The organism is candidate division TA06 bacterium, assembly GCA_016208585.1.
GTDB lineage: Bacteria > Edwardsbacteria > AC1 > AC1 > EtOH8 > UBA5202.
The window spans coordinates 1-19,459 of sequence record JACQXR010000004.1 but is presented as its reverse complement, the minus strand read 5'-3'; the positions used below and the strand labels follow the sequence as shown (position 1 = coordinate 19,459).

The following is a 19,459-nucleotide window of genomic DNA, read 5'->3' as shown; positions in this document are numbered from 1 at the left end:
CTCCTTTCACTGACAAAATTACCTCACCCCGCCACTTCCTGCCACTGCAGGACCGCGTCGATGGCCCTGCCGACCTGGGCCTTTCAAATTTCCATGATGGTATTAAACATTGACCTTCTTGCCGACGAATAGATAACGCTTGATCTTACGGGTGGTGGTCTTGGGAAACTCCTCCTCCCGGAGGGAAAAATGCTTAACCCGCTTGTAATCGGCCAGGTGCCCGCACTGGCGCCTGACCTCTTCCTTTAAAATCTTCTCTATCTGGGCCGTGTCCAGGGTAAGCTTGTGCTTGCCCGCATATTCGTCAAAGGCCTCGTAATTGGGATAAATGATGGCGTGGACCTCCTCCCGTTCGGTCTGGGGGTTCTTTTCTCCGATCACCAGAACTTCGGTAATGAAAGGACTGTTCAATAGCTGGGCCTCTATCCCTTCGGGATAGATGTTTTTTCCGGCCGCCGAGACTATCAGATTCTTGGCCCGTCCGGTGATATAAAGGCAGCCCCGTTTGTCGATGTAACCCAGGTCACCAGTTAGCAGCCAACCGTCTTTCATCACCGCTTCGGTGGCCTTGGGGTTCTTGTAATAGCCCAGCATCACATTGGGGCCCCTGGCGGCTATTTCGCCGATGCCGCTGCCGTCGGGGTCTGTGATCTTCAGCTCCACGCAGGAAATGGGCGGGCCCACCGAGGCGTGATCCGGATTCTTGATGGTATTGATGGTCAGCACCGGAGATGATTCGGTCAAACCATAGCCTTGGATCAATTCGAAACCCAAGGTCTCAAAGCCCTTGCCCACTTCCACGTTCAGGGCCGCCCCGCCCGAGACGAAAAGCCTGAGGGTGGACAGGCCGGCCTTCTCCCGCAGCGACTGGAACACCTTGCCCCCGGCCCTTTTCCCGGTAATGGTCTTGATGGATTTGACTATGCCGTTTGAGGTGGAAAAGGCCATCCGGGTCAAAAGCGGCTTTTCCTTTACCGCCCGGATGATCCCCTGGTACATCTTCTCGAACAACAGCGGGACCCCCACCATCATGGTGGCCTGGCTGTCCCGGATGTCGTTGATGATGTCCCGAGATTTCAGCGATTGGGCGTAGGTGATGGTGGCCCCCACATACATGGGCACCAGCATCCCGCAGGTGGCCTCGAAAGTGTGATGAAGAGGCAGCACTGAAATGAAATTGTCGTGATGATCATAATGGAATATCTGGTAACTTCCGTCCACGTCGGACATGATGTTCTTGTGGCTGAGCATCACGCCCTTGGACTGCCCGGTGGTGCCGGAGGTGTAGATGATGGCCGCCAGATCGTCCAGCTGGACCTGTCGCTTAAGCCCCTTGGGTTCGGGCGTTTCGTAAAGGGCCGGGAGGTTGTTCAGGGAGAACTGATGTTTCAGACTGGAAAGTTTGCTGGTTGCCTCGTCCGCCGCTTCCTTGAAATTATTGGAGGCCAGCAGGGCCACGGCTTCGGAATCGGTCAGGATGTGCCGGATCTCCTGGGCCTTAAGCTGGGTGTCCAAAGGCACGATCACCGCACCCAGGCTGGCCAGGGCCATATAGCCCTCCACCCACTCCGGGCAGTTCTCGCCGATCAAGGCCACCCGGTCGCCAAACTTGATCCCTTTCTTTCCCAACCCGGCCGACAATTGATCCGCCCGTTCCTTGAGCTCGCGGTAAGTGACCTTATAAAACTCGTTGCCCCGCTTGATCTGGAGGGCGGTCTTGTAAGGGTACAGCCCGGCCGAACGGGCCAGCATCCCCTTGATGGTGATCAGGCCCAGCCCTTCCCGCACCGGGTAGTGTTTGTCGCTGAAATTCTGCATCTTTGTTTTTTATTGAGTTGCCGATGCTTTTACCTGGGCATAAACTGGAACAGCTCCGGCCCCCCGAAGAATTGAGAAATGAGGACCACCGGCCGGGCCAGCGCATAGGAAAGAAAATTGATCCGGGTCAGCTGGATGATGATTATTAGCGCCATAAAGATGAACATCCCGTATTTTTCCAGTCTTAAGTATTTTGCCGAAAGAGGCCCGGGCAACAGTCCGGCCAGGATCTTAGAACCGTCCAGGGGCGGGATGGGAATCAGGTTGAATACGGCTAAAGCCGTATCTATCAAGATAAAATAAAACAGGATCACCAGCACCGGGTGCAGCAGCGTTTCCGGCCCCCCATAAAAGGGATATAGCAACCGGAAGAAAAGACCGGCCGCTGCGGCCACCAGCAGGTTGCTGCCGGGTCCGGCCGCCGATACCCAGATCATGTCCCGCTTGGGGTTCTTTAAGGCGAAAAAATTGACCGGCACCGGCTTGGCCCAGCCAAACACAAAAGGAGCCTTGAAGAATATCAGCATGGCCGGGAAGATAAAACTTCCGAAAAGATCCAGGTGCTTCAGGGGATTCAGATTGAGCCGTCCCATTAAAAAAGCGGTGTGATCCCCCCGTTTAAAAGCGATGAACCCATGGGCCACTTCGTGAATGGTGATGGCGAACAGCACCGGAGGAATTATCAGGATATATTCAAATATTTTCAAATTCATAATCAGAAGAAATTTTGGAGTTGTTTTAGCGGACCTTCCGGCCTCTTCGTTTGGTGTTTTTCAGCCAGCCATACTACGAATGGGGTATCGCTTGGAACATCGAAGAATAACAGACCGGCGGCCAGGTTGTCAATCTTTATTTGCGCTTTATTCGCGCTGAAATGACTTTAAAATATTTTCCGACAGCCGTCGGGCGGACTGGCCGGCTGAAGTGACGTCGGATATCTGCCTGACCCCGGTCGCCTTGAATTTATTCATCACTCCGGCGATCAAACCCGGGATCTGCAGGAATTTTATCCGCCCTTCCAAAAAGGCCTGCACCGCCGCTTCATTGGCCGCATTCATCACTGCCGGAATGATCCCCCCCCGTTTTATCGCCAGATAGGCCAGGCCTAAGCATTTGAAGGTCATCCGGTCCGGCTTATGGAAGGTAAGCTTTGGCAATTCATCCAGCTGGCATTCCTTGACTAATGACGGCAGGCGTTGAGGATGGGTCAGGGCGTACTGGATCGGCAGCCGCATGTCCGGGGTGGAGAGATAGGCGATAATGGAGCCGTCGCTGAACTCCACCATGGAGTGGATTATGGATTCGGGGTGGATGACTATTTTTATCCGTTCCGGCGGGAGGCCGAACAGGTAATGGGCCTCGATCATCTCCAACCCTTTGTTCATCAGGGTGGCCGAATCGATGGTCACTTTTTTACCCATGGACCAGGTGGGGTGGTTCAGGGCGTGCCGGGCCTTGACCCTGTCAAGCTGCTTGAGGCTGTGATTGCGGAACGGCCCGCCCGAGGCCGTCAGTATCAGGTTTTTAACGGTGGCCGGATCCCGCCCTTCCAGGCATTGGTGCAGGGCCACGTGCTCGCTGTCAATGGGAAGCAGACGTACCTTATTCTTTTTCACCGCCGGCATCACCAGTTGTCCGCCGGCTACCAGGGTCTCCTTGTTGGCCAGGGCCACGTCGTGCCCTGCCTTGACGGCGGCCAGGGTCGGCTCCAGCCCGGCCGAGCCCACCAGGGCGTTGACCACCATGTCGGCCCCGGGCAGGGAAGCCAGTATTTTTAAGCCTTCCGGGCCTCTGACCAACTTGAATTTGGAACCCGGCCCGTCAATCTCCGCCAGGCCGGCTGCCTTGTCGCCGATACAGACCATTTGGGGCTTGAATTGTTTTATCTGCCGGGCCAAAAGATCAAAACGCGAATTGGCCGCCAACCCCACAATTTTGAAAAGCTGCGGATGTTTGGCTATGACCTCGATGGTCTGAGTGCCAATGGACCCGGTGGAACCCAGGATTATGATATTTTTCTTTTTGTCCAAATGTAAAGTCTTTAGTATTTTATAAAAATTGGAATATCCCTGCGTTGTTCTTGATGCAAACGAACTATCATTTCGGCCAGCAACCCTGTAAAAATAAACTGAATGCCGATTATTACCGCTACCAGACCCAATATCAAAAGCGCAAAATGTCCCACCCGCCCATCCTCTACCAGGCCCCAAATTACTATGACTGAATCTAGTAATATACCCGTCAGAATCATGGGCAGGCCTAACACCGCAAAAAAGTACATCGGTCTTTTGATATATTGGGTCAAAAATATCACAGTCAACAGATCCAAAAACCCGCCGACAAACCGGGCAGGTCCATATTTCGTCTGCCCGTGGCGGCGTGGATCATTCTCAACCTTGATCTCGGTTACCCGGTAACCCTTCCAGAATGCCATCGCAGGTATGAAACGGTATAAGTTGCCATAGATCCACAAACCGGCGTGCTTGTTCTCCTCGCGGCTACTGACAATTTCTGCCCGGTACGCCTTGAAGGGACAATTGGTATCGTGAATATCTTTAAGTTTAGTGAGCCTTTGCACCCAAGAATTAAAGAGTTTTGAGGATACAGCCCTTTTCCCTTTTCCGGTATATTTCCATCCGGTTACCAGATCGTATCCTTCATCTATTCTCTTAAGAAAATCTGGGATTTGCTCGGGCCGATCCTGAAGATCCCCGTCCATGGTAATTATGATATCGCCCTGGGCCGCGTGGAAACCGGCTCCATAAGCCCCGGCTTTACCAAAATTCTTAGCCAGACGGATAGCATAGATGTTCTTATCCTTCAACTTGGCTTTTTTGATCGCCTCAAGGGTACCGTCCTTGCTTCCATCATCCACATAAAGGATTTCGTAGCTTTTACCAAGGCCCCGACAGACCGTGGTTAACCGCGCCGAGAGCTCGGCAATGTTCTCTTCCTCGTTGTAAACCGGAATGACCACCGAGAGGTTGATTTTATCTGGCATTTTCAATCTCCTTTACAACCTGCAACACATAGGTTGGCGGATTTCCGTTGGCATATATTATTTTGAATTTTTTATCCAATAACGGCTGGACCACCGGTATTAGATATTTCTGCCCGGTGCCGCTGACCGGCTCCACCATAATATAGTCGGCCCGGTCTATTTCCTTAAGCACCGAGTCCCGGTTGGCGGTAAAGGGATAACAATAAGATTTCCGGTTGGATGATAAATAGAACAAAGATGGCTTGCGGGAAACTACCGCGCTGGTCTCCGGCGTATTATCTTTGATCCATTCCGCCGCCGCAAAAAAACTGCGCCAGGCCGGGTCGTACCCGGAATATTTATCCCGGGAGTAATATTTCCCAGCCTCCAGATTGCTGGCTATCTTGTTCCAACCGGATGAGACATTGGCTGCAGCAACAAGCAGAATCATTATCACTGCCGGCCATAGTGCCTTTTCTTTGAATAGGCGGGTAAGGAGATAGCGATAAGCCTGGACCATATAAAACAACAAGAACGGCAGCAGCGGCAGCAGAAAGCGAATGTCTGACCAGGTTTCCGGCCACAGTAGGGACATGCCAAGATAGATAAGGACGAACCCGTCGTATCCTTTGGGACTTCTGACGACCCTGGCTATAAGGACAGTAATTGACGGAACCACAGCCAGCAGGGTTATGATCGCCCGGCCGCCGGATAGTCCCCAGTCATCGGCCGCCGGAAACAGCATCTGGGGCATCATATTGGAAAAATATATTTTGCCGTTGGCAAAAAATCTCTGGACCAACCCACCGATCCCCAAAAAGCCCGATTCCGGCTGATAAGGATCGCGCATCAAAAACTGGTCCAGGTATCCGCCGGAGGTCCCGTAATGGCTGTTCCGCAGGGCCCAGGGCAGGGTCAGCGCGATGCACCCGCCAATGAATACCGCCGATGCTTTGAACTTCCTCTTGAAAAGCAGGTACAGGAAGATCCCCAGATACAATGCGATCCCTGCGCTGCGGGTATGATTGGCGAAGACCGAGGACAGAATGGCCCCCGCCAGCCATAGATGCCCCCCTTTGTCTTCCCAACGTTTCAACAGCAGGAAGGTCAGCAAAACAAAAAACGTGAACGGCAGTTCGGAAAGCACCCAATGGGTATATTCCAGGAAATACGGATTTATTGCCAGCAGGAAAACCGGCAGTGCATAAAGAACTTTTTTGTCATCCCTGACCAGCAACCCGAAAGCCAGCAGGGACAACAGCCCCGACAGCCAGGGGATCAGCTTGTACCAGGCATACGGCAGTTTCAAAAGTGAGACCGGGGCCAGCAGCAGCGGAAAGCCGAAGGGATACTGGGTATGGGGCTTCCCCTCCGGCGTCCAGACCTCGGTCAGTCCCTTGCCCTGGGCCAGCGATTTTGACAGCGACACATAGGCCGCATTATCCCCGCCCACGAACGGCTTGGGATCAAACAGCAGCAGCGAAAGGACGACGAACAACGCCAACACGGAAATCAATCGCCATTGTGAATGTTTTTCCGCCCAGCCCGGCAGATCAAAACCCTGGCGGTTTGTTGCTTCGTTTTGGGGTGATATTTTTTTATTTTTGCCCATCAATCTGTGAACCGGTATTTGATCAGGGTCCAGATGGCAGGCAGGGCGTCCAGCCAGGTGATCTTCTTGCCTTCGTCGTAATCCCGCCCGTCGTAGGTAATGGGCATCTCATAGACCCTGAGTTTACGGTTCTTAAATATTTTAGCGGTGATCTCCGGCTCGATGTCAAAACGGTTGGATTTCAGTTCCAGATTTTTCAGCACCTCGGCCCGGAAAACCTTATAGCAGGTCTCCATATCGGTCAGCATGGTGTTATACAGGACATTGGTAAAAGCCGTCAGGAACTTGTTCCCCAGGTAATGCCAGACCATGAAAACCCGGTGGGTGCCGTAGAATCGTGAGCCGTAGACCACGTCGGCTGCGCCCCGCACGATGGGCTCGATCAGCTTGGGATATTCTTCGGGGGAATACTCCAGATCGGCATCCTGGATGATCACTATGTCCCCGGTGCATTCCCGGATTCCGGTGCGGATCCCAGCCCCCTTGCCCAGATTGTAGGGATGATAGGATATCTTGATGCTGGGTTTGCCTTCAAAGGTTTTCAGGATGTCCCTGGTGCCGTCGGTGGAATGGTCGTCCACTATCACCAGTTCCTTTTCGACCGGAACTGCCAGCACCCGGGAGATGATCTTTTCGATGGTGGCCTTTTCGTTGTAGACCGGCATGATCACGGAAAGTTTCATTAAAAGGACCTTTCGTAAATAGTTATCTCGGGGTAGAAATAATTCCAATCAGCCAGAGGATAGCCTTCGAATTTTATTCCGCAACACTGCGGAACCTTTTTAAATACCCGGTTTACCCGGTAATGTTGTTTGAGCATCTTGAAGAAATCGTTCCTTATTTCGGGAGCCACCCGGCAGAAGGCGTATTGTTTGGACTCATATTCACTTATGATGACCAGCGGGGGATAAAAGTTGCCCAATATAGCCGGCTGGTATTCAAGACGAATCAGGTTATATTCACTCTCCTCCAACGGCGGGGTGTAGAACCAGTACCTGCCGGCCAGTCCGATATTGGATCCCAACGGTATGTTCTGTTTGATGTACTCAGCCGCTTCCTCCCTGGTATCCTGGCCCGACATTACTTTCACCCAGGCCAGGCTGTTGGCCAAAGCGTAACTGGATGTTAGAAAGATAAGTCCGCCAACTATTAATTTGAAGCTGCGATGCCAGAAATATCCCCCGGCTTTCATTAGGGCATAAATGATCAGCAGTATCATCAGAGGAATAATAAGCACCATGTGCCTCATGTAGGGTGATGCCTTATAACCGTAAATTATAAAATACGGAATTATGCCCGCGCCCAGGACCGTCCTCCATTTATCGGGTTTTATAAAGATCGAAAACAAAGAGGCCAGAAACAGTACCCAGCCAGGCCAACCCAAGGAATAGCGACTGGTTTGCAGCCAGGGATAGAGCCAATCTGTGGCAAAATCGTTATAATAAAGCAAACCATTGATGCCATTCTTCCACTCGCCGAAAGACAACACCGAATATGGGCATCCCAATAAAAATCCAGCGCTGAGACCTCCGGCAAAGATCGCCACCTTGATCCGCGCTTTTGCTATCTGCCCGGCCCGGCTTGATTTTTGCCGGACTAAAAAAACGGTAAAAACAAATATTATTCCCAACAGGGCGTTGTATTTGGTAGCCACCGAAAGTCCCGATACCAAACCGGCCGCCATCCACAGCCAAAACTTATTGTCTCTGAAAGCCCTGATTATCAAAAGCAGCGCCGCCAAAAACCAAAACCCCACCGGACCGTCCACCGTCAGATAATGGGACTGCACCACTAATGTCGGCATTACAGACGCCAGCCAAGCCCCGGCAACGGCATAGGTTTCGCTTTTAAATATCTCCAAGCCTAAAAGATATGTCAGTAATATCGTAAGGACACCCAAAGCCACGCTTATTGACCTGGCTATTAGCCAGATATTGGTTACATCCTCCAGGGTTACCGATGGAGTTTCATCTATTATATCCTTAAATGATGGAACAATCTTTGCAGTTTTCGCGACCCACCAAACCGAACCTATCAGGTAGTAATGAAAGGTGGGATTTACAAAATAATGGGGATTGAGCTTTCCCCCGGAAGTGGTCATAACCAATAGGTTGGCAAAGGCCACTCTTTCGTCCGGATGATACGCCTTCCAGTAAGGAGCTTTGGGAATCCCCCACTTCAGGCCCTCTGCCCTCAGCATCAGCCCTATCAGCAATATTATCCCCAGGACTAAATATCTGGGGAACTTTACGCTTAGCCGCATCCTGTTTTCTATTAGTTGTTTTTTTCAGCGAACCAATCTATCGTCTGTTTTATTCCTTGCTCAAAGCCGACCTTCGGCTCCCAGTTCAAAACTCTTTTTGCCCGGCTAATATCCGGCCTCCTTACTTTGGGATCGTCGGCCGGCAGAGGTTTATTCTCAATGGTGGATTTGGCGCCTGTGTACTTTTGAATGGCCTGGGCGAACGCCAGGATGGTCATCTCATGGGGGTTGCCCAGGTTGATGGGTTGGTGTTCAGCTGACTTCATGGCCAAATAGATTCCCTCGATCAGGTCCGAGGAGTAACAGAAACTGCGGGTCTGGCTGCCGTCCCCAAAGACAGACAGGGGGCGGTTGTTTAGGGCCTGGTCGATCAGGGTGGGCACCACCCGCCCGTCGTCCAAGCGCATCCGGGGACCGTAGGTGTTGAATATCCTGACTATCCTGATATCGATGCGGTGGAACCGGTGATAGGCCATGGTCAGGGCCTCGGCATAGCGTTTGGACTCGTCGTAGACGCTGCGCGGCCCGATGGGATTGACATTGCCCCAGTAGTCCTCGCTCTGGGGATGCACCAGCGGATCGCCGTAGACCTCGGAAGTGGATGTTAAAAGAAACCCGGCCTTCTTAGCCTTGGCCAGTTCCAGCAGATTATGCACCCCATACGATCCCGCCAGCAGTATCTCCATCGGGATCTTCACAAAATCTATCGGGCTGGCCGGCGAGGCCAGGTCAAATATGAAATCAACCGGCCCCCCGATCTTGAACGGCTTGGTCACGTCCTGCTCGATGAAATTAAAATCGTCCCGATGCTGCAGGCGGCTGATGTTCTCTAAGCTCCCGGTGATCAAATTGTCCAGGGCCAGGACCTGATGTCCGTCGATCAGCAGACGGTCGCACAAGTGGGAGCCTAGAAAGCCCGCCCCCCCGGCCACCAGTATCCTCATCGACCGATTCCCTTGTAGGTAAAGCCAAGTTCTTTCATTTTCCGGGGGTCAAAGATATTGCGTCCGTCCACTAGGGCCGGAACTTTCAGCAGGGATTTTATTTTTGACATATCCAGGTTTTTGAACTCGTCCCATTCGGTGACGATAGCCAAACAATCGGCATCCCTGGCCGCATCGTAGGGGTTGTCGCAGTATTGGACACCCTTTAAAATCTGCCTGGCCCGGTCCATGGAAACCGGATCGTAGGCCTTGACCTTTGCTCCGTCCTTCTGCAGGGCTTCTATGATTTCGATGGACGGGGCAAACCGCATGTCGTCGGTGTTGGGCTTAAAGGCCAGCCCCAGAATTCCGATGGTCTTGCCCGAAATGTTCCACACCGTCTCTTCGATCTTTTTCACGAAGTTGATCTTTTGCTGGTCATTGATCCCTTCAACCTCCTTCAGCAATTTGAAATCGTAGCCTAATTTTTCCGAGATCCGGATGAAAGCCTGCAGATCCTTGGGAAAACAGAAACCGCCGAACCCGATCCCGGCGCTCAAAAAGGACCGGCCGATCCTCTTGTCCAGCCCCATGCCGTAGGCCACCTGTTCCACGTTGGCCCCGGATTTTTCGCAGATTACCGAAACCGCGTTGATGAAGGAGATCTTCATGGCCAGGAATGAATTGGAGGCATGCTTGATCAGCTCCGAGCTCTGGATGTCGGTGGCCACTATGGGACAGCCCAGGGGGCTGTATAATTCCATCAGCATTTTCCTGGCCCTCTCGGAGTCGGTGCCAAACACCACCCGGTCGGGCTTTAAGGAATCCTCGATGGCCGTGCCTTCCCTTAAGAACTCGGGATTGGAGGCCACGTCAAATTCCACTTTGTTGACGTTGTTCAAGGCCATGGTGCGTTTGACCTGGTCGCCGGTCTGCACCGGCACGGTGGACTTCTCCACTACCAGTTTGTAGGACTTCATCCGGCGGGCCACGGTGGCGGCCACGGTTTCCACCGCCGACAGGTCGGCTTCCCCGTTGGGACGGGGCGGCGTACCCACGGCGATGAAGATGATGTCCGATTTATCGGTGGCTTCTTCGATGGAAGCGGTAAAGGTAAGATGGGAAAGGTTCTTGTCCATCAATTCCTTCAGCCCGGGCTCGTATATCGGGATCTGGCCTTTCTTAAGCATATTGATCTTCCGTTCATCATTATCCACGCAGATTACCTGGTGGCCCCATTCGGCAAAACAAACCCCGGAGACCAGACCCACATATCCGGTCCCCACTATTGCTAACTTCATGATCTTCTCCCGGTTTTTTATATTTTTTATTAGTTTTTTATCTTTCAAATCCGCCCGTCAGAATTATTTTATCCGAGGCCCAGCAGGCTACCCGGTTCTTGCCCTGCTCTTTGGCGAAGTACATGGCCTGGTCGGCCTTTTCCACCAGCTCCCTGCCGTCCCTGGCATCGCCCGGAAAGACAGCCACCCCCAGACTGGCCGAAAGTTTTTTCCCGTCGGGGCGGGTCTGGGAGAATTCGGTCCGATAGATGGAAATCCTGACGGCCTCGGCCGCCCGGCAGGTTTGGCCTTTGTCGGAGTTCTTGAGGATTACCGCAAATTCGTCTCCGCCGTACCGGCAGATCACCGGAGATTGTCCGGCCAGGACCGACCCGATTATGTTGCCCATCCTTTTCAGTATCTCGCTTCCCTTAAGGTGTCCGAAGACGTCGTTGTATTCCTTGAAGTGGTCCAGGTCCATCCAGATCAGGGACAGGGGATGTTGCTTTTCATCTTTCAATAAGAGCACCAGTTCTTCCCAAAAATAACGGTAGTTGTAAAGCCCGGTCAGGCCGTCGGTGGTGGCTTCCCTCTCCTTCTCTTCCATGATGCCGGCGTTTTCCAGGGCCAGGGCCGCGTAATCGGCGATCAATTTGATGGCCGAAAGCTCGCTGGGTGTGAACTCCCTTTTGCCCTTGACCTCGGAGATGTTGATCACTCCCATCCTTTTTTCCCTGACCATCAAGGGAAACACCAGCATGGAGCGGATCTTATCATATCCCTTGGGCGAGGGCACGAACATCGGCTCCAGGTCGGTGTCGGGAACGTTCTTGGGAAGGCCGGTCTTAAGCACTTCTCCGGCGATTCCCTGATCTGCTTGCAGCCGCAGCTTGCCCACCATCCCGGCCCTCATCCCCCGGGCAGCCCGCAGCACCAGTTCCCTGGTGTCGAAGTCTAAAAGGAGAATGGAGCAGCGGTCGGATTTTACTATGTCCTCGATGGCGTCCAGGGTCAGCCCCAGGGTTTCCTCTATATCCTTGGAGGAGGATATCAGCGCTCCGATCCCAAACATGGCAGCCGAGTGGATATTAGAGACGGTGCGGGTCCACTCGTCTGCCGCCCGGCTCAGCTCCAGGTGGCGGCTGCGCCAGAGCTTCTGCTGGTCGGAAATAAAACCGGCCCAAAAGGCGGTCAACGACAGCAGGCCGATTTTAAACAACAGATCATATAAAAACAATTGTTCCCGCACCAATTCCCGGCGCCAGGCCAGCGCCGCAAAATAAAGGACTATCGACGCGCCCGCGGCTTTAAGAGCTCCCTGGCGGCTGCCCAGCAGGGCCGCCCAGATCACGGCCAGATAATAAAGGTAAAAGAACTGGCTGCGACTTCCCCCGGTGAAAGCGATCAGCAGGGTGGCGAAAACCAGATCAAATCCCAGGGTAATGGACCGGCGCCTTAAAACATCAAAGATCCTGGCACTGGCCAGAATTATCAGCAGGTTATAAACCGCCGCCCCGGTCAGCACGATGATCAGCCCCAGCCCGCTGTATCCCAGCTGTTCGGGATGCGCCGCCGTCAGCAGCGCCGCCAGGAACAGCACCGCCCAACGCACCCAGGCCGACATCACCTCCAGATGTCTTTGTTCCTGGTTTATGTCTTGAATTTTATCGTTCATCAGAAAGACCGTCCGGTTGCGCTGCTTCCGGCCGCAAATCCGGTGGACCAGGCTATCTGCAGATTATAGCCGCCGCAGGGTCCGTCCAGATCCAGCACTTCCCCGCAAAAATAAAGCCCTGAAGTTTTTTTTGATTCCATGGTTTTGGGATTAACCTCTGATAAATCCACTCCGCCGGCGGTAACCACCGCTTCGTCATAGCCCCTTAAACCGGTGACGGTGAAATTTATTCCCTTCAGCAGTTTTTTTGTCGCGCCCCGCTGTTCTTTGTTCAGTTGATTGACTAAGGCATCCGGGCTTATCCGGGATAGGGAACAGAATACCGGGATCAGGCTGGCTGGCAGCAGTCCTTTCAAAAAATTTTTGTAGGTCTTCCTGCCCTGCAGATCCATGTCGCGCAGCAGCCGCTGATCCAGAATTTCGTTTGACAGAGCGGGCTTCAGGTCTATTGAACATTGCGCTGGTCCATCCTTAAGCCACCGGCCAACCTGTCTGCTGGCATCCAGCGCTATCGGCCCGGATATGCCGTAATGGGTAAACAACATCTCCCCGAAAAAAGAGATCTTTTTTTTGCCCTGGGAAAAATTCAACGCCACATTCTTCAGGCTTAATCCCTGAAGCTGTTTGACAAAATCTTCCTTAATGGTCAGCGGCACATCGCTGGGCCTAGGCGGGACAATTATATGCCCGAAGGTTTTGGCCAAACCGTAACCGTCCCCGGTGGAACCGGTGGCCGGATAGGATTTTCCCCCAGTGGCTATTATCAGGGTATCGGCAGAGTATGTCTTGCCCGGTGTAGATATTCTATAACCTTGAAGTTGTTTCGAAATATTTAAGACCCTGGCATTGGTGATTACTTCCACCCCGGCCTGCTTCAGGGCTTTTTGCAGAGCCAGCAATATGTCTCTGGATTTTTGGGATTCGGGAAAAAACCTTCCGCCCCGCTCCAGCACCATGCGCACTCCCAGCTGTTCAAAGAAATCCAGAGTATCCTGGCTGGAAAAACGGTCCAAGGCTCCATACAAAAAACGGGCGCCGGGACCGCAGTCGGCTATAAACTGCCTGGGATCAAGGTTATTGGTGACGTTGCAACGGCCCTGGCCGGTAAGCAACAGCTTGCGGCCCAAAGCCGGCATTTTTTCCAACAGCATGACCTGTGAGCCTGCCCTGGCCGCAGTTATCGCAGCCATCATGCCGGCCGGCCCGCCGCCGATTATCAATATTTTTTTGTCCGTGGATTTGGAAATTATAGTTTACCTAACTGCAATTGCGGCAAATAGTTTAACATCGTATGATACCAAATTTACGGCGCGCTTGCAATATATTTGTTAAAATATATTTATCAAAATAAAATAGCCCAAGTCAAAATATTGATTTGGGCTATTAGGATATTTTACAAGATTTACAGGCTGTTGATTTGAAATCGGAAATCTGACCCCTCTAAAAAACGGCTGATTTAAATGACCGTAGAACGATTATCTTTGCCTTGGGACAATTTTTTACCCTACCTGAAACACCTCGTTTTGTTCAAATCAACACCCTGATTTACCTCAAAACTACCATCTTTCTGGTTTGGCTAATATCCCCGGCCTGAAGTCGATAAATGTATACCCCGTTGGAAACATTCTTGCCGCTCTTGTCCCGGCCGTCCCAGTTAACGCTATGTTCCCCCGAGATCCGATATCCCTCATCTAATATCCTTACTAATTGCCCGGCCGCATTGTATACCTTCAGGCTGACTATTCCTGATTTTGCGATCTGGTAATTGATGGCCGTCTGATTGCTGAAGGGATTTGGCCTGTTATTTAAGAGCTGACCTTTTTGCCAGACTATTTCCGAAGGCTTTCCCCCGGTTACTTCCCCCGGGTCTTTGGCCAGGGCTACGTCCAGAATGGTCAGGCTGTCGTAGTTGACCCGGACGCCGCTGATGGTCTTGGGGAAATATCCTTCCTTGGAAAATGTAAAATCGTAGGTCCCCGAAAGCAGCATCCGGTGATAGTCGCCGATGGTGTCGGTGTAAACAGACTTATTAATTCCGACCACCTCAACCTGAACAAAGTCCAAAGGCTGGCCAGAGGCCGAATCGGTAACTATGCCCTGGATGCCCAATCCGGACTGGCGGATAAGATACAGCATTGAACTGCGGTTATCTGCCCACCGCTGGGGAAGGTGCGAAGCGGGTGGAGTTTTTAAGGTGTCAATTTCTATCGTTAAATCTATACAGGAGTTGGCAAAATACGACCAATCCTGCAAAGAACCGGATACCGGATACCAATAATATCCAAACACCACGCCGCTATCGGCTTGTCCATCGTTATCGTAATCGTAATTTTCATTATATAGTAAACTATTAAGCCGCGCATATCCCAGCGATACTTCTCTGATTAGTCGATCATCGGGAGTTGGAGCACCGCTGTAGTCCCATTGATAGTTAACTACTACGGCGCCCTCATGATACATGCAGCCCAAAACAAAATGCCTGGAATTAACCCAATTCATCATGTTCTGGTTTTCAAGTTCGACAGCATACGTACCGTCATCACCAATTGAACCGTCGGGCACGGGATAATTCCTGTTCAAATCCATTCCGTTGGCGTTGTAACGGCTGTTGGCGGCGTGGCCGTCGGGATTGAACATCGGCAAGAACCATATTTCACGATTATCTACCAGATCTTTTATGGCGGGAATGCTGTCATAACACTGCGTAAGAGAATCTATCATAGCTATACACAGCTCGGTTCCCACCGGCTCGTTTCCGTGGATAGTGGCGGCAAAGCGCAACTCGGCCTCGTTTTCAGCGCTATCTGGATTATCGGACACCATCAGCGCCCAAAGCTCTCGGCCTTGAACCGAAGCGCCGATGGAGATCAGTTTGGTAATATTGGGATAATTATTATGGGCCGAATCCAGCTTGGCCGTAAGCCAGTCGTAGTTGTGGTAGGCGGATACTATTTTCTCATCAACTATAACTGGTTCTATTTTCTCCACCATCCAGCCCAGGACTTGCAGTTCCGCATATTTGGCCTTTGTGACCCGGGCCTCTATATACCCTTTACGCAGTTCCTCTATGCCCACGCCCAGGGCCTGGAACTTGTAGACATCGTCATGCGAAGAGATAAATATCTTCACCGGGATCAAATCTATCTGCTGGGCCCAAAGGTTTCCCGAGGCCAGAAGCAACAGCAAGACAGGGATTAATAACAGGACCTTCTTCATAACCGTCTTTCCCTTAAAGCACGACTAAAGTTGTATCGTTCACCTAATCACCGTGATTTTCTTGGTTGAGGAATAACCCGGGGTTTGTAACTGGTAGAAATAAATTCCTGAACGGACCTTTTGCCCCCAATCGTCGCGGCCATCCCAGCCGATGGAATAATACCCGGCCGTTTTGTGGCCGTTTGATAGGGTTTTAATGACTTGCCCGGTAACGTTATAGATCTTCAGATTTACCCGGCCGGCCTTGGGAAGCTGATATTTTACCACGGCGGATCCGTTGCTAGGATTGGGGGAAAACTGTCCCATGGCGTAGATTTTTGGAATCGCCGGGAGTTCCGGTTTATCCTGCACCCCGGTAGGTTGATAGACAAAATCGGCTTTATCGCAGAACAAGCCTCTCTCTTTACCGTCATCGGCATACGCTCTCCACCAATAATGGCCTGGAACCAGGGCTTTATTTAACTGCCAAGCCGTAGTACCGGACCCGGAGACCACATTTTTTCCCTGGGCATAGATATTGGTCAACAGAGAATCGGAGTAGACGCTAAATCCGTAGGACAGAACATCGCCATTGGGATCGCCGGAATTACTTACGGTCAAATAGGGCAGGGGGTCTAAAACCACTACCCCGCCGGCCGGGGAAATCGGCGCCGGGCTGCCGGGAGGTTGGTTGCTGCTAGTATCGCCGGTTACCAGAATGTCATCCAAATACCAGCCCTCATCGGTCACATACATGTCCGAAAAAAGGCGAAACCCCAATTTAATGGTTCCTGAATAACCGCTTAAATCAATGACTTTTTTGGTCCATCCGGCAGTGCCATTAAAACTTGAATCAAGCTTCTTCCAAGTTGCGCCGCCATCGGTGGAGATTTCCACATAACCGTAATCGTAGTCGGTTTCCAAACCGTATCTGGTCCAAAATTCCAGAGCCTTAAATCGTTCAGAGGATATGGGGCCGGAAGCGAGCCGGCAATTCATGTCATCGTTATATTGCCAACTCCCCTCGTTCCCACAGTACCAACTGTGGCTGGGCGTATGGCTGGAGTAGGTGGTGATATGCCAAAGATCACCGCCGCCGCTGTGAGTCCATGCACCCTCGCCATTCTCAACCGAGTCGGCAAATACCGTGTCAAAGCGGGCCAGTTGTCCGATGGTCAATTTAAAGCTGTCGCTGAACATTTCTCCAGTATTACAGGTTATACCGGTTTTAAACAAAGCCGGATGTCCGAGCGGGCAGCCTGGATCAATATCCAACTGGTACGGCGCGGAAACGTTATTTTTATTTTGCCGGGAAAGGAAATCGCCATATCCGGCAGCCGCCTGCTTTATATTTATATAGGGATCATCACTTTTAATAACGGCCGTAACCGAAATCGCGGTTTGATCCATGGCCCGGTTTTTAAGCTGGACCAGCATATTTACCATCTCGCCCGGCTCGGCTATGGTATCGCCATCCCCCCCGGAGATGGAAGTCTGCCCGGTGGCTGCCAGATACAGACCGGCGGCCTGGGCAGTTAGGATATTCGGCATCAGGTTATCGTTAAATTGCTGGACGATGATGCTGGTGTCGGCCTGCCAGAACCACTCGCCCACCTCCGGGGTAAAGGCAAAACATTTTGGTTTATCCGGTTCTTCCTTATACATATAGTCGTCGGCATCGCCGTTGGTGTTATATAAAAGCTCCCAGGATGTGCCGTAACTGTAGCCGTTGTAACTGGCGACCTCCTTGGCCAGATCCCGGTAGACCAAAGAATCCGGAACATTCTCAGATACATAACCCCAGGGATAAATCCACATATTGCTGTAGCTGTGGTAGTTAAGCGCCGTTTTAAAGTACCCCTCCCGGCTCATCAAAGCCATCACCGCCTGGATCTCCGGCTCGGAACCGGCGGAAGGGCCGCGATAGGTTTCGGACGACGGGGTGGGACTGGAGCCGACATCATCGTAACCCCACCTATAGGGATAATTCCGGTTCGGGTCCACCCCGTAGGTCCCGTCGCCGTTGTTGCGGCGGTTCTTGCGCCACATGGAGTCTGGATATGTCTGGTTGAACACGTAGCCGTCGGGATTGACTATCGGAACAAACCATATCTGGCGGTTGTCTAACAATGTTTTTATGCCGGGATCGGAGTTGTAATTCTGGCAGAGATATCTGGCAAATCCCAGATTTATGGTCACGCCTATAGGTTCCCGGGCGTGGTGAACTCCGGTGTAAAGAACGCCAGGCTTGCCGTTGTCAGAGGTGGGACTGCTTGACACTTTAAAAGCCCACACCGGACGGTGTTCCCACCCGGCGCCCAGCGATTCCGGCGCAGAAACCAAAGATGGATACTGGGCGTGCAGCTGGTTCATTTCGGCCACGGCCTCGGCATAGCTGTAGTAGGGGCCAAAAGTATCCGACTTATAATTGGCCTTGATCTTCCGGTTATAGGCAATAACATCGGCAATGATCACGTCTATGGAGAATCCCTGGCTTTTCAGGCTGGATACTTCGGAATCATCGGCCAGGCATTCTACGCCGTAATTATTTTTTATTTTCAGTACATCAAGATTGGAATTGCTGAGTATTTTTTCCAGCCCGGCTTTATCAGAATATTTCATCAAAACCAGCTGTTTGATTGCGTCTGCCTGAATGCTAAAAAACACTACAGACAGGATAGATAGAATGATCCTTTTCATGGCGGCCTTCCTTTCTAATAATTGATGGGCGTTTTCTTTTGTCTGGAAAACGCCCGGTTTAGTTTTGTATTTCCTATTTTACCATGATTAATTTTTTGGTGGCCGAAAAACCGGCGGCGTTAAGCTGGTAAAAATAAACTCCGGCCGCCACCCTTTGATTATTTTGGTCTCTGCCGTCCCAATACACTTTTTGATATCCCGGATCTTTGGTTCCCAGGTCAATGGTCTTGACTACCTGGCCGGTGATGTTATATACTTTAAGTTCCAGCGAGGTTTTATTCGGCAGTTTTGATAACTAATGACGGCACCGTCAGAAGCCGGATTGGGATAGGCCAAACCCAATTTTATTCCCGCCGGCAGGGCTGGTTCAATAATTGTTTCAGAGACCCCGGTGATCTCCTGAACCCTGATGTCATCCACATACCAGCCTAAGCCGGTTACCCCAGCGTCGGAGGTAAAGCGAAACCGTATTTTAATAACAGTACCTGATGCCAAAGACGACAGATCATATGTTTGTTTGACCCATGAAGTCTGAGACCCGTTAAACGGAGCCTTCTGATTCCAACTGCCCCCGCTGTTGGTGCTGTATTCCACATAGCAATAGTCGTAGCCAACTTCGCTATCGTATTTATGCCAAAAACTTAGAGTGCTGTTGGGTCCCAGGATAATATCCGGCGGGGTAAGCGAGGCGTTCAGCGAATTGCCGTATTGGCCCGAAGCGCTGTCGCCGCACCACCAGCTGTGGGCGGAGCTGTAGAAACTTTGTCCGGTTATATGCCACTGGGATTCAGCCGTAACTTTTGCCGTGATATTCGTATCCTCCACATTATCAAAATACCCGGCGCTGCCAATCACCACCCTAAAGCTGTCGGTCTTGGCATAACCGCCTCCCAAGGCGCTAATATCAAGCCTTACCCAGGCAAAATATGGCGAAACCGGCGGAGCGCCGACCGTTACATAATAAGATGGATCAGAAGCCGCGCTGTCGTTGGCCCCAATGTCTCCGTAAGAGG

15 protein-coding genes are annotated in these 19,459 nt (G+C 51.8%); all 15 read right to left on the bottom strand.

Annotated features, from left to right (window positions below):
• Positions 1-102: 102 nt before the first annotated feature.
• Positions 103-1,818 (bottom strand): AMP-binding protein, encoded by a 1,716-nt coding sequence (locus tag HY768_00275; GenBank protein MBI4725659.1) that lies wholly within the window; start codon positions 1,816-1,818, stop codon positions 103-105.
• Between the two features lie 29 nt (positions 1,819-1,847).
• Positions 1,848-2,531 (bottom strand): site-2 protease family protein, encoded by a 684-nt coding sequence (locus tag HY768_00270; protein MBI4725658.1) that lies wholly within the window; start codon positions 2,529-2,531, stop codon positions 1,848-1,850.
• Between the two features lie 147 nt (positions 2,532-2,678).
• Entirely contained in the window at positions 2,679-3,848 is a 1,170-nt protein-coding gene (locus HY768_00265) for a 1-deoxy-D-xylulose-5-phosphate reductoisomerase (protein ID MBI4725657.1), read from the bottom strand.
• Between the two features lie 11 nt (positions 3,849-3,859).
• Positions 3,860-4,819 (bottom strand): glycosyltransferase family 2 protein, encoded by a 960-nt coding sequence (locus HY768_00260; protein MBI4725656.1) that lies wholly within the window; start codon positions 4,817-4,819, stop codon positions 3,860-3,862.
• Complete coding sequence (locus tag HY768_00255; protein MBI4725655.1) at positions 4,809-6,410, bottom strand: glycosyltransferase family 39 protein; 1,602 nt, start codon at positions 6,408-6,410, stop codon at positions 4,809-4,811. The genes HY768_00260 and HY768_00255 overlap by 11 nt, the downstream gene beginning before the upstream one ends.
• Positions 6,410-7,093 (bottom strand): glycosyltransferase family 2 protein, encoded by a 684-nt coding sequence (locus HY768_00250; protein ID MBI4725654.1) that lies wholly within the window; start codon positions 7,091-7,093, stop codon positions 6,410-6,412. Before HY768_00250 ends, HY768_00255 begins: the two co-directional genes overlap by 1 nt.
• Positions 7,093-8,673 carry a glycosyltransferase family 39 protein gene (locus HY768_00245; protein MBI4725653.1) on the bottom strand — a complete coding sequence of 527 codons (1,581 nt, stop codon included), beginning with the start codon at positions 8,671-8,673 and terminating at the stop codon, positions 7,093-7,095. Before HY768_00245 ends, HY768_00250 begins: the two co-directional genes overlap by 1 nt.
• Before the next feature lie 11 nt (positions 8,674-8,684).
• Positions 8,685-9,617 (bottom strand): SDR family oxidoreductase, encoded by a 933-nt coding sequence (locus HY768_00240; protein ID MBI4725652.1) that lies wholly within the window; start codon positions 9,615-9,617, stop codon positions 8,685-8,687.
• Positions 9,614-10,897, bottom strand: a complete 1,284-nt coding sequence (locus tag HY768_00235) for a UDP-glucose/GDP-mannose dehydrogenase family protein (GenBank protein MBI4725651.1) — start codon at positions 10,895-10,897, stop codon at positions 9,614-9,616. Before HY768_00235 ends, HY768_00240 begins: the two co-directional genes overlap by 4 nt.
• A 37-nt stretch (positions 10,898-10,934) precedes the next feature.
• Positions 10,935-12,551 carry a sensor domain-containing diguanylate cyclase gene (locus HY768_00230; GenBank protein ID MBI4725650.1) on the bottom strand — a complete coding sequence of 539 codons (1,617 nt, stop codon included), beginning with the start codon at positions 12,549-12,551 and terminating at the stop codon, positions 10,935-10,937.
• Positions 12,551-13,801 carry an NAD(P)/FAD-dependent oxidoreductase gene (locus tag HY768_00225; GenBank protein MBI4725649.1) on the bottom strand — a complete coding sequence of 417 codons (1,251 nt, stop codon included), beginning with the start codon at positions 13,799-13,801 and terminating at the stop codon, positions 12,551-12,553. The genes HY768_00230 and HY768_00225 overlap by 1 nt, the downstream gene beginning before the upstream one ends.
• Positions 13,802-14,096: 295 nt before the next feature.
• Entirely contained in the window at positions 14,097-15,767 is a 1,671-nt protein-coding gene (locus HY768_00220; protein ID MBI4725648.1) for a carboxypeptidase regulatory-like domain-containing protein, read from the bottom strand.
• Positions 15,768-15,806: 39 nt separating this feature from the next.
• Positions 15,807-18,446, bottom strand: a complete 2,640-nt coding sequence (locus HY768_00215) for a T9SS type A sorting domain-containing protein (protein ID MBI4725647.1) — start codon at positions 18,444-18,446, stop codon at positions 15,807-15,809.
• A gap of 73 nt (positions 18,447-18,519) precedes the next feature.
• A complete protein-coding gene (locus tag HY768_00210; GenBank protein ID MBI4725646.1) occupies positions 18,520-18,732 on the bottom strand; it encodes a T9SS type A sorting domain-containing protein in 213 nt (70 codons plus the stop codon).
• Positions 18,678-19,459 (bottom strand): immune inhibitor A (locus tag HY768_00205; protein MBI4725645.1); only part of this gene is annotated, 782 nt, incomplete at its 5' end. The genes HY768_00210 and HY768_00205, both read right to left, overlap by 55 nt.

Bases quoted from the DNA above. Each gene is read 5' to 3' on its own strand.
- HY768_00270 (MBI4725658.1), bottom strand. From the start codon at position 2,531: ATGAATTTGAAAATATTTGAATATATCCTGATAATTCCTCCGGTGCTG.
- HY768_00245 (MBI4725653.1), bottom strand. From the start codon at position 8,673: ATGCGGCTAAGCGTAAAGTTCCCCAGATATTTAGTCCTGGGGATAATA.
- HY768_00235 (MBI4725651.1), bottom strand. From the start codon at position 10,897: ATGAAGTTAGCAATAGTGGGGACCGGATATGTGGGTCTGGTCTCCGGG.
- HY768_00255 (MBI4725655.1), bottom strand. From the start codon at position 6,410: ATGGGCAAAAATAAAAAAATATCACCCCAAAACGAAGCAACAAACCGC.
- HY768_00230 (MBI4725650.1), bottom strand. From the start codon at position 12,551: ATGAACGATAAAATTCAAGACATAAACCAGGAACAAAGACATCTGGAG.
- HY768_00250 (MBI4725654.1), bottom strand. From the start codon at position 7,093: ATGAAACTTTCCGTGATCATGCCGGTCTACAACGAAAAGGCCACCATC.
- HY768_00260 (MBI4725656.1), bottom strand. From the start codon at position 4,819: ATGCCAGATAAAATCAACCTCTCGGTGGTCATTCCGGTTTACAACGAG.
- HY768_00215 (MBI4725647.1), bottom strand. From the start codon at position 18,446: ATGAAAAGGATCATTCTATCTATCCTGTCTGTAGTGTTTTTTAGCATT.
- HY768_00220 (MBI4725648.1), bottom strand. From the start codon at position 15,767: ATGAAGAAGGTCCTGTTATTAATCCCTGTCTTGCTGTTGCTTCTGGCC.
- HY768_00240 (MBI4725652.1), bottom strand. From the start codon at position 9,617: ATGAGGATACTGGTGGCCGGGGGGGCGGGCTTTCTAGGCTCCCACTTG.
- HY768_00275 (MBI4725659.1), bottom strand. From the start codon at position 1,818: ATGCAGAATTTCAGCGACAAACACTACCCGGTGCGGGAAGGGCTGGGC.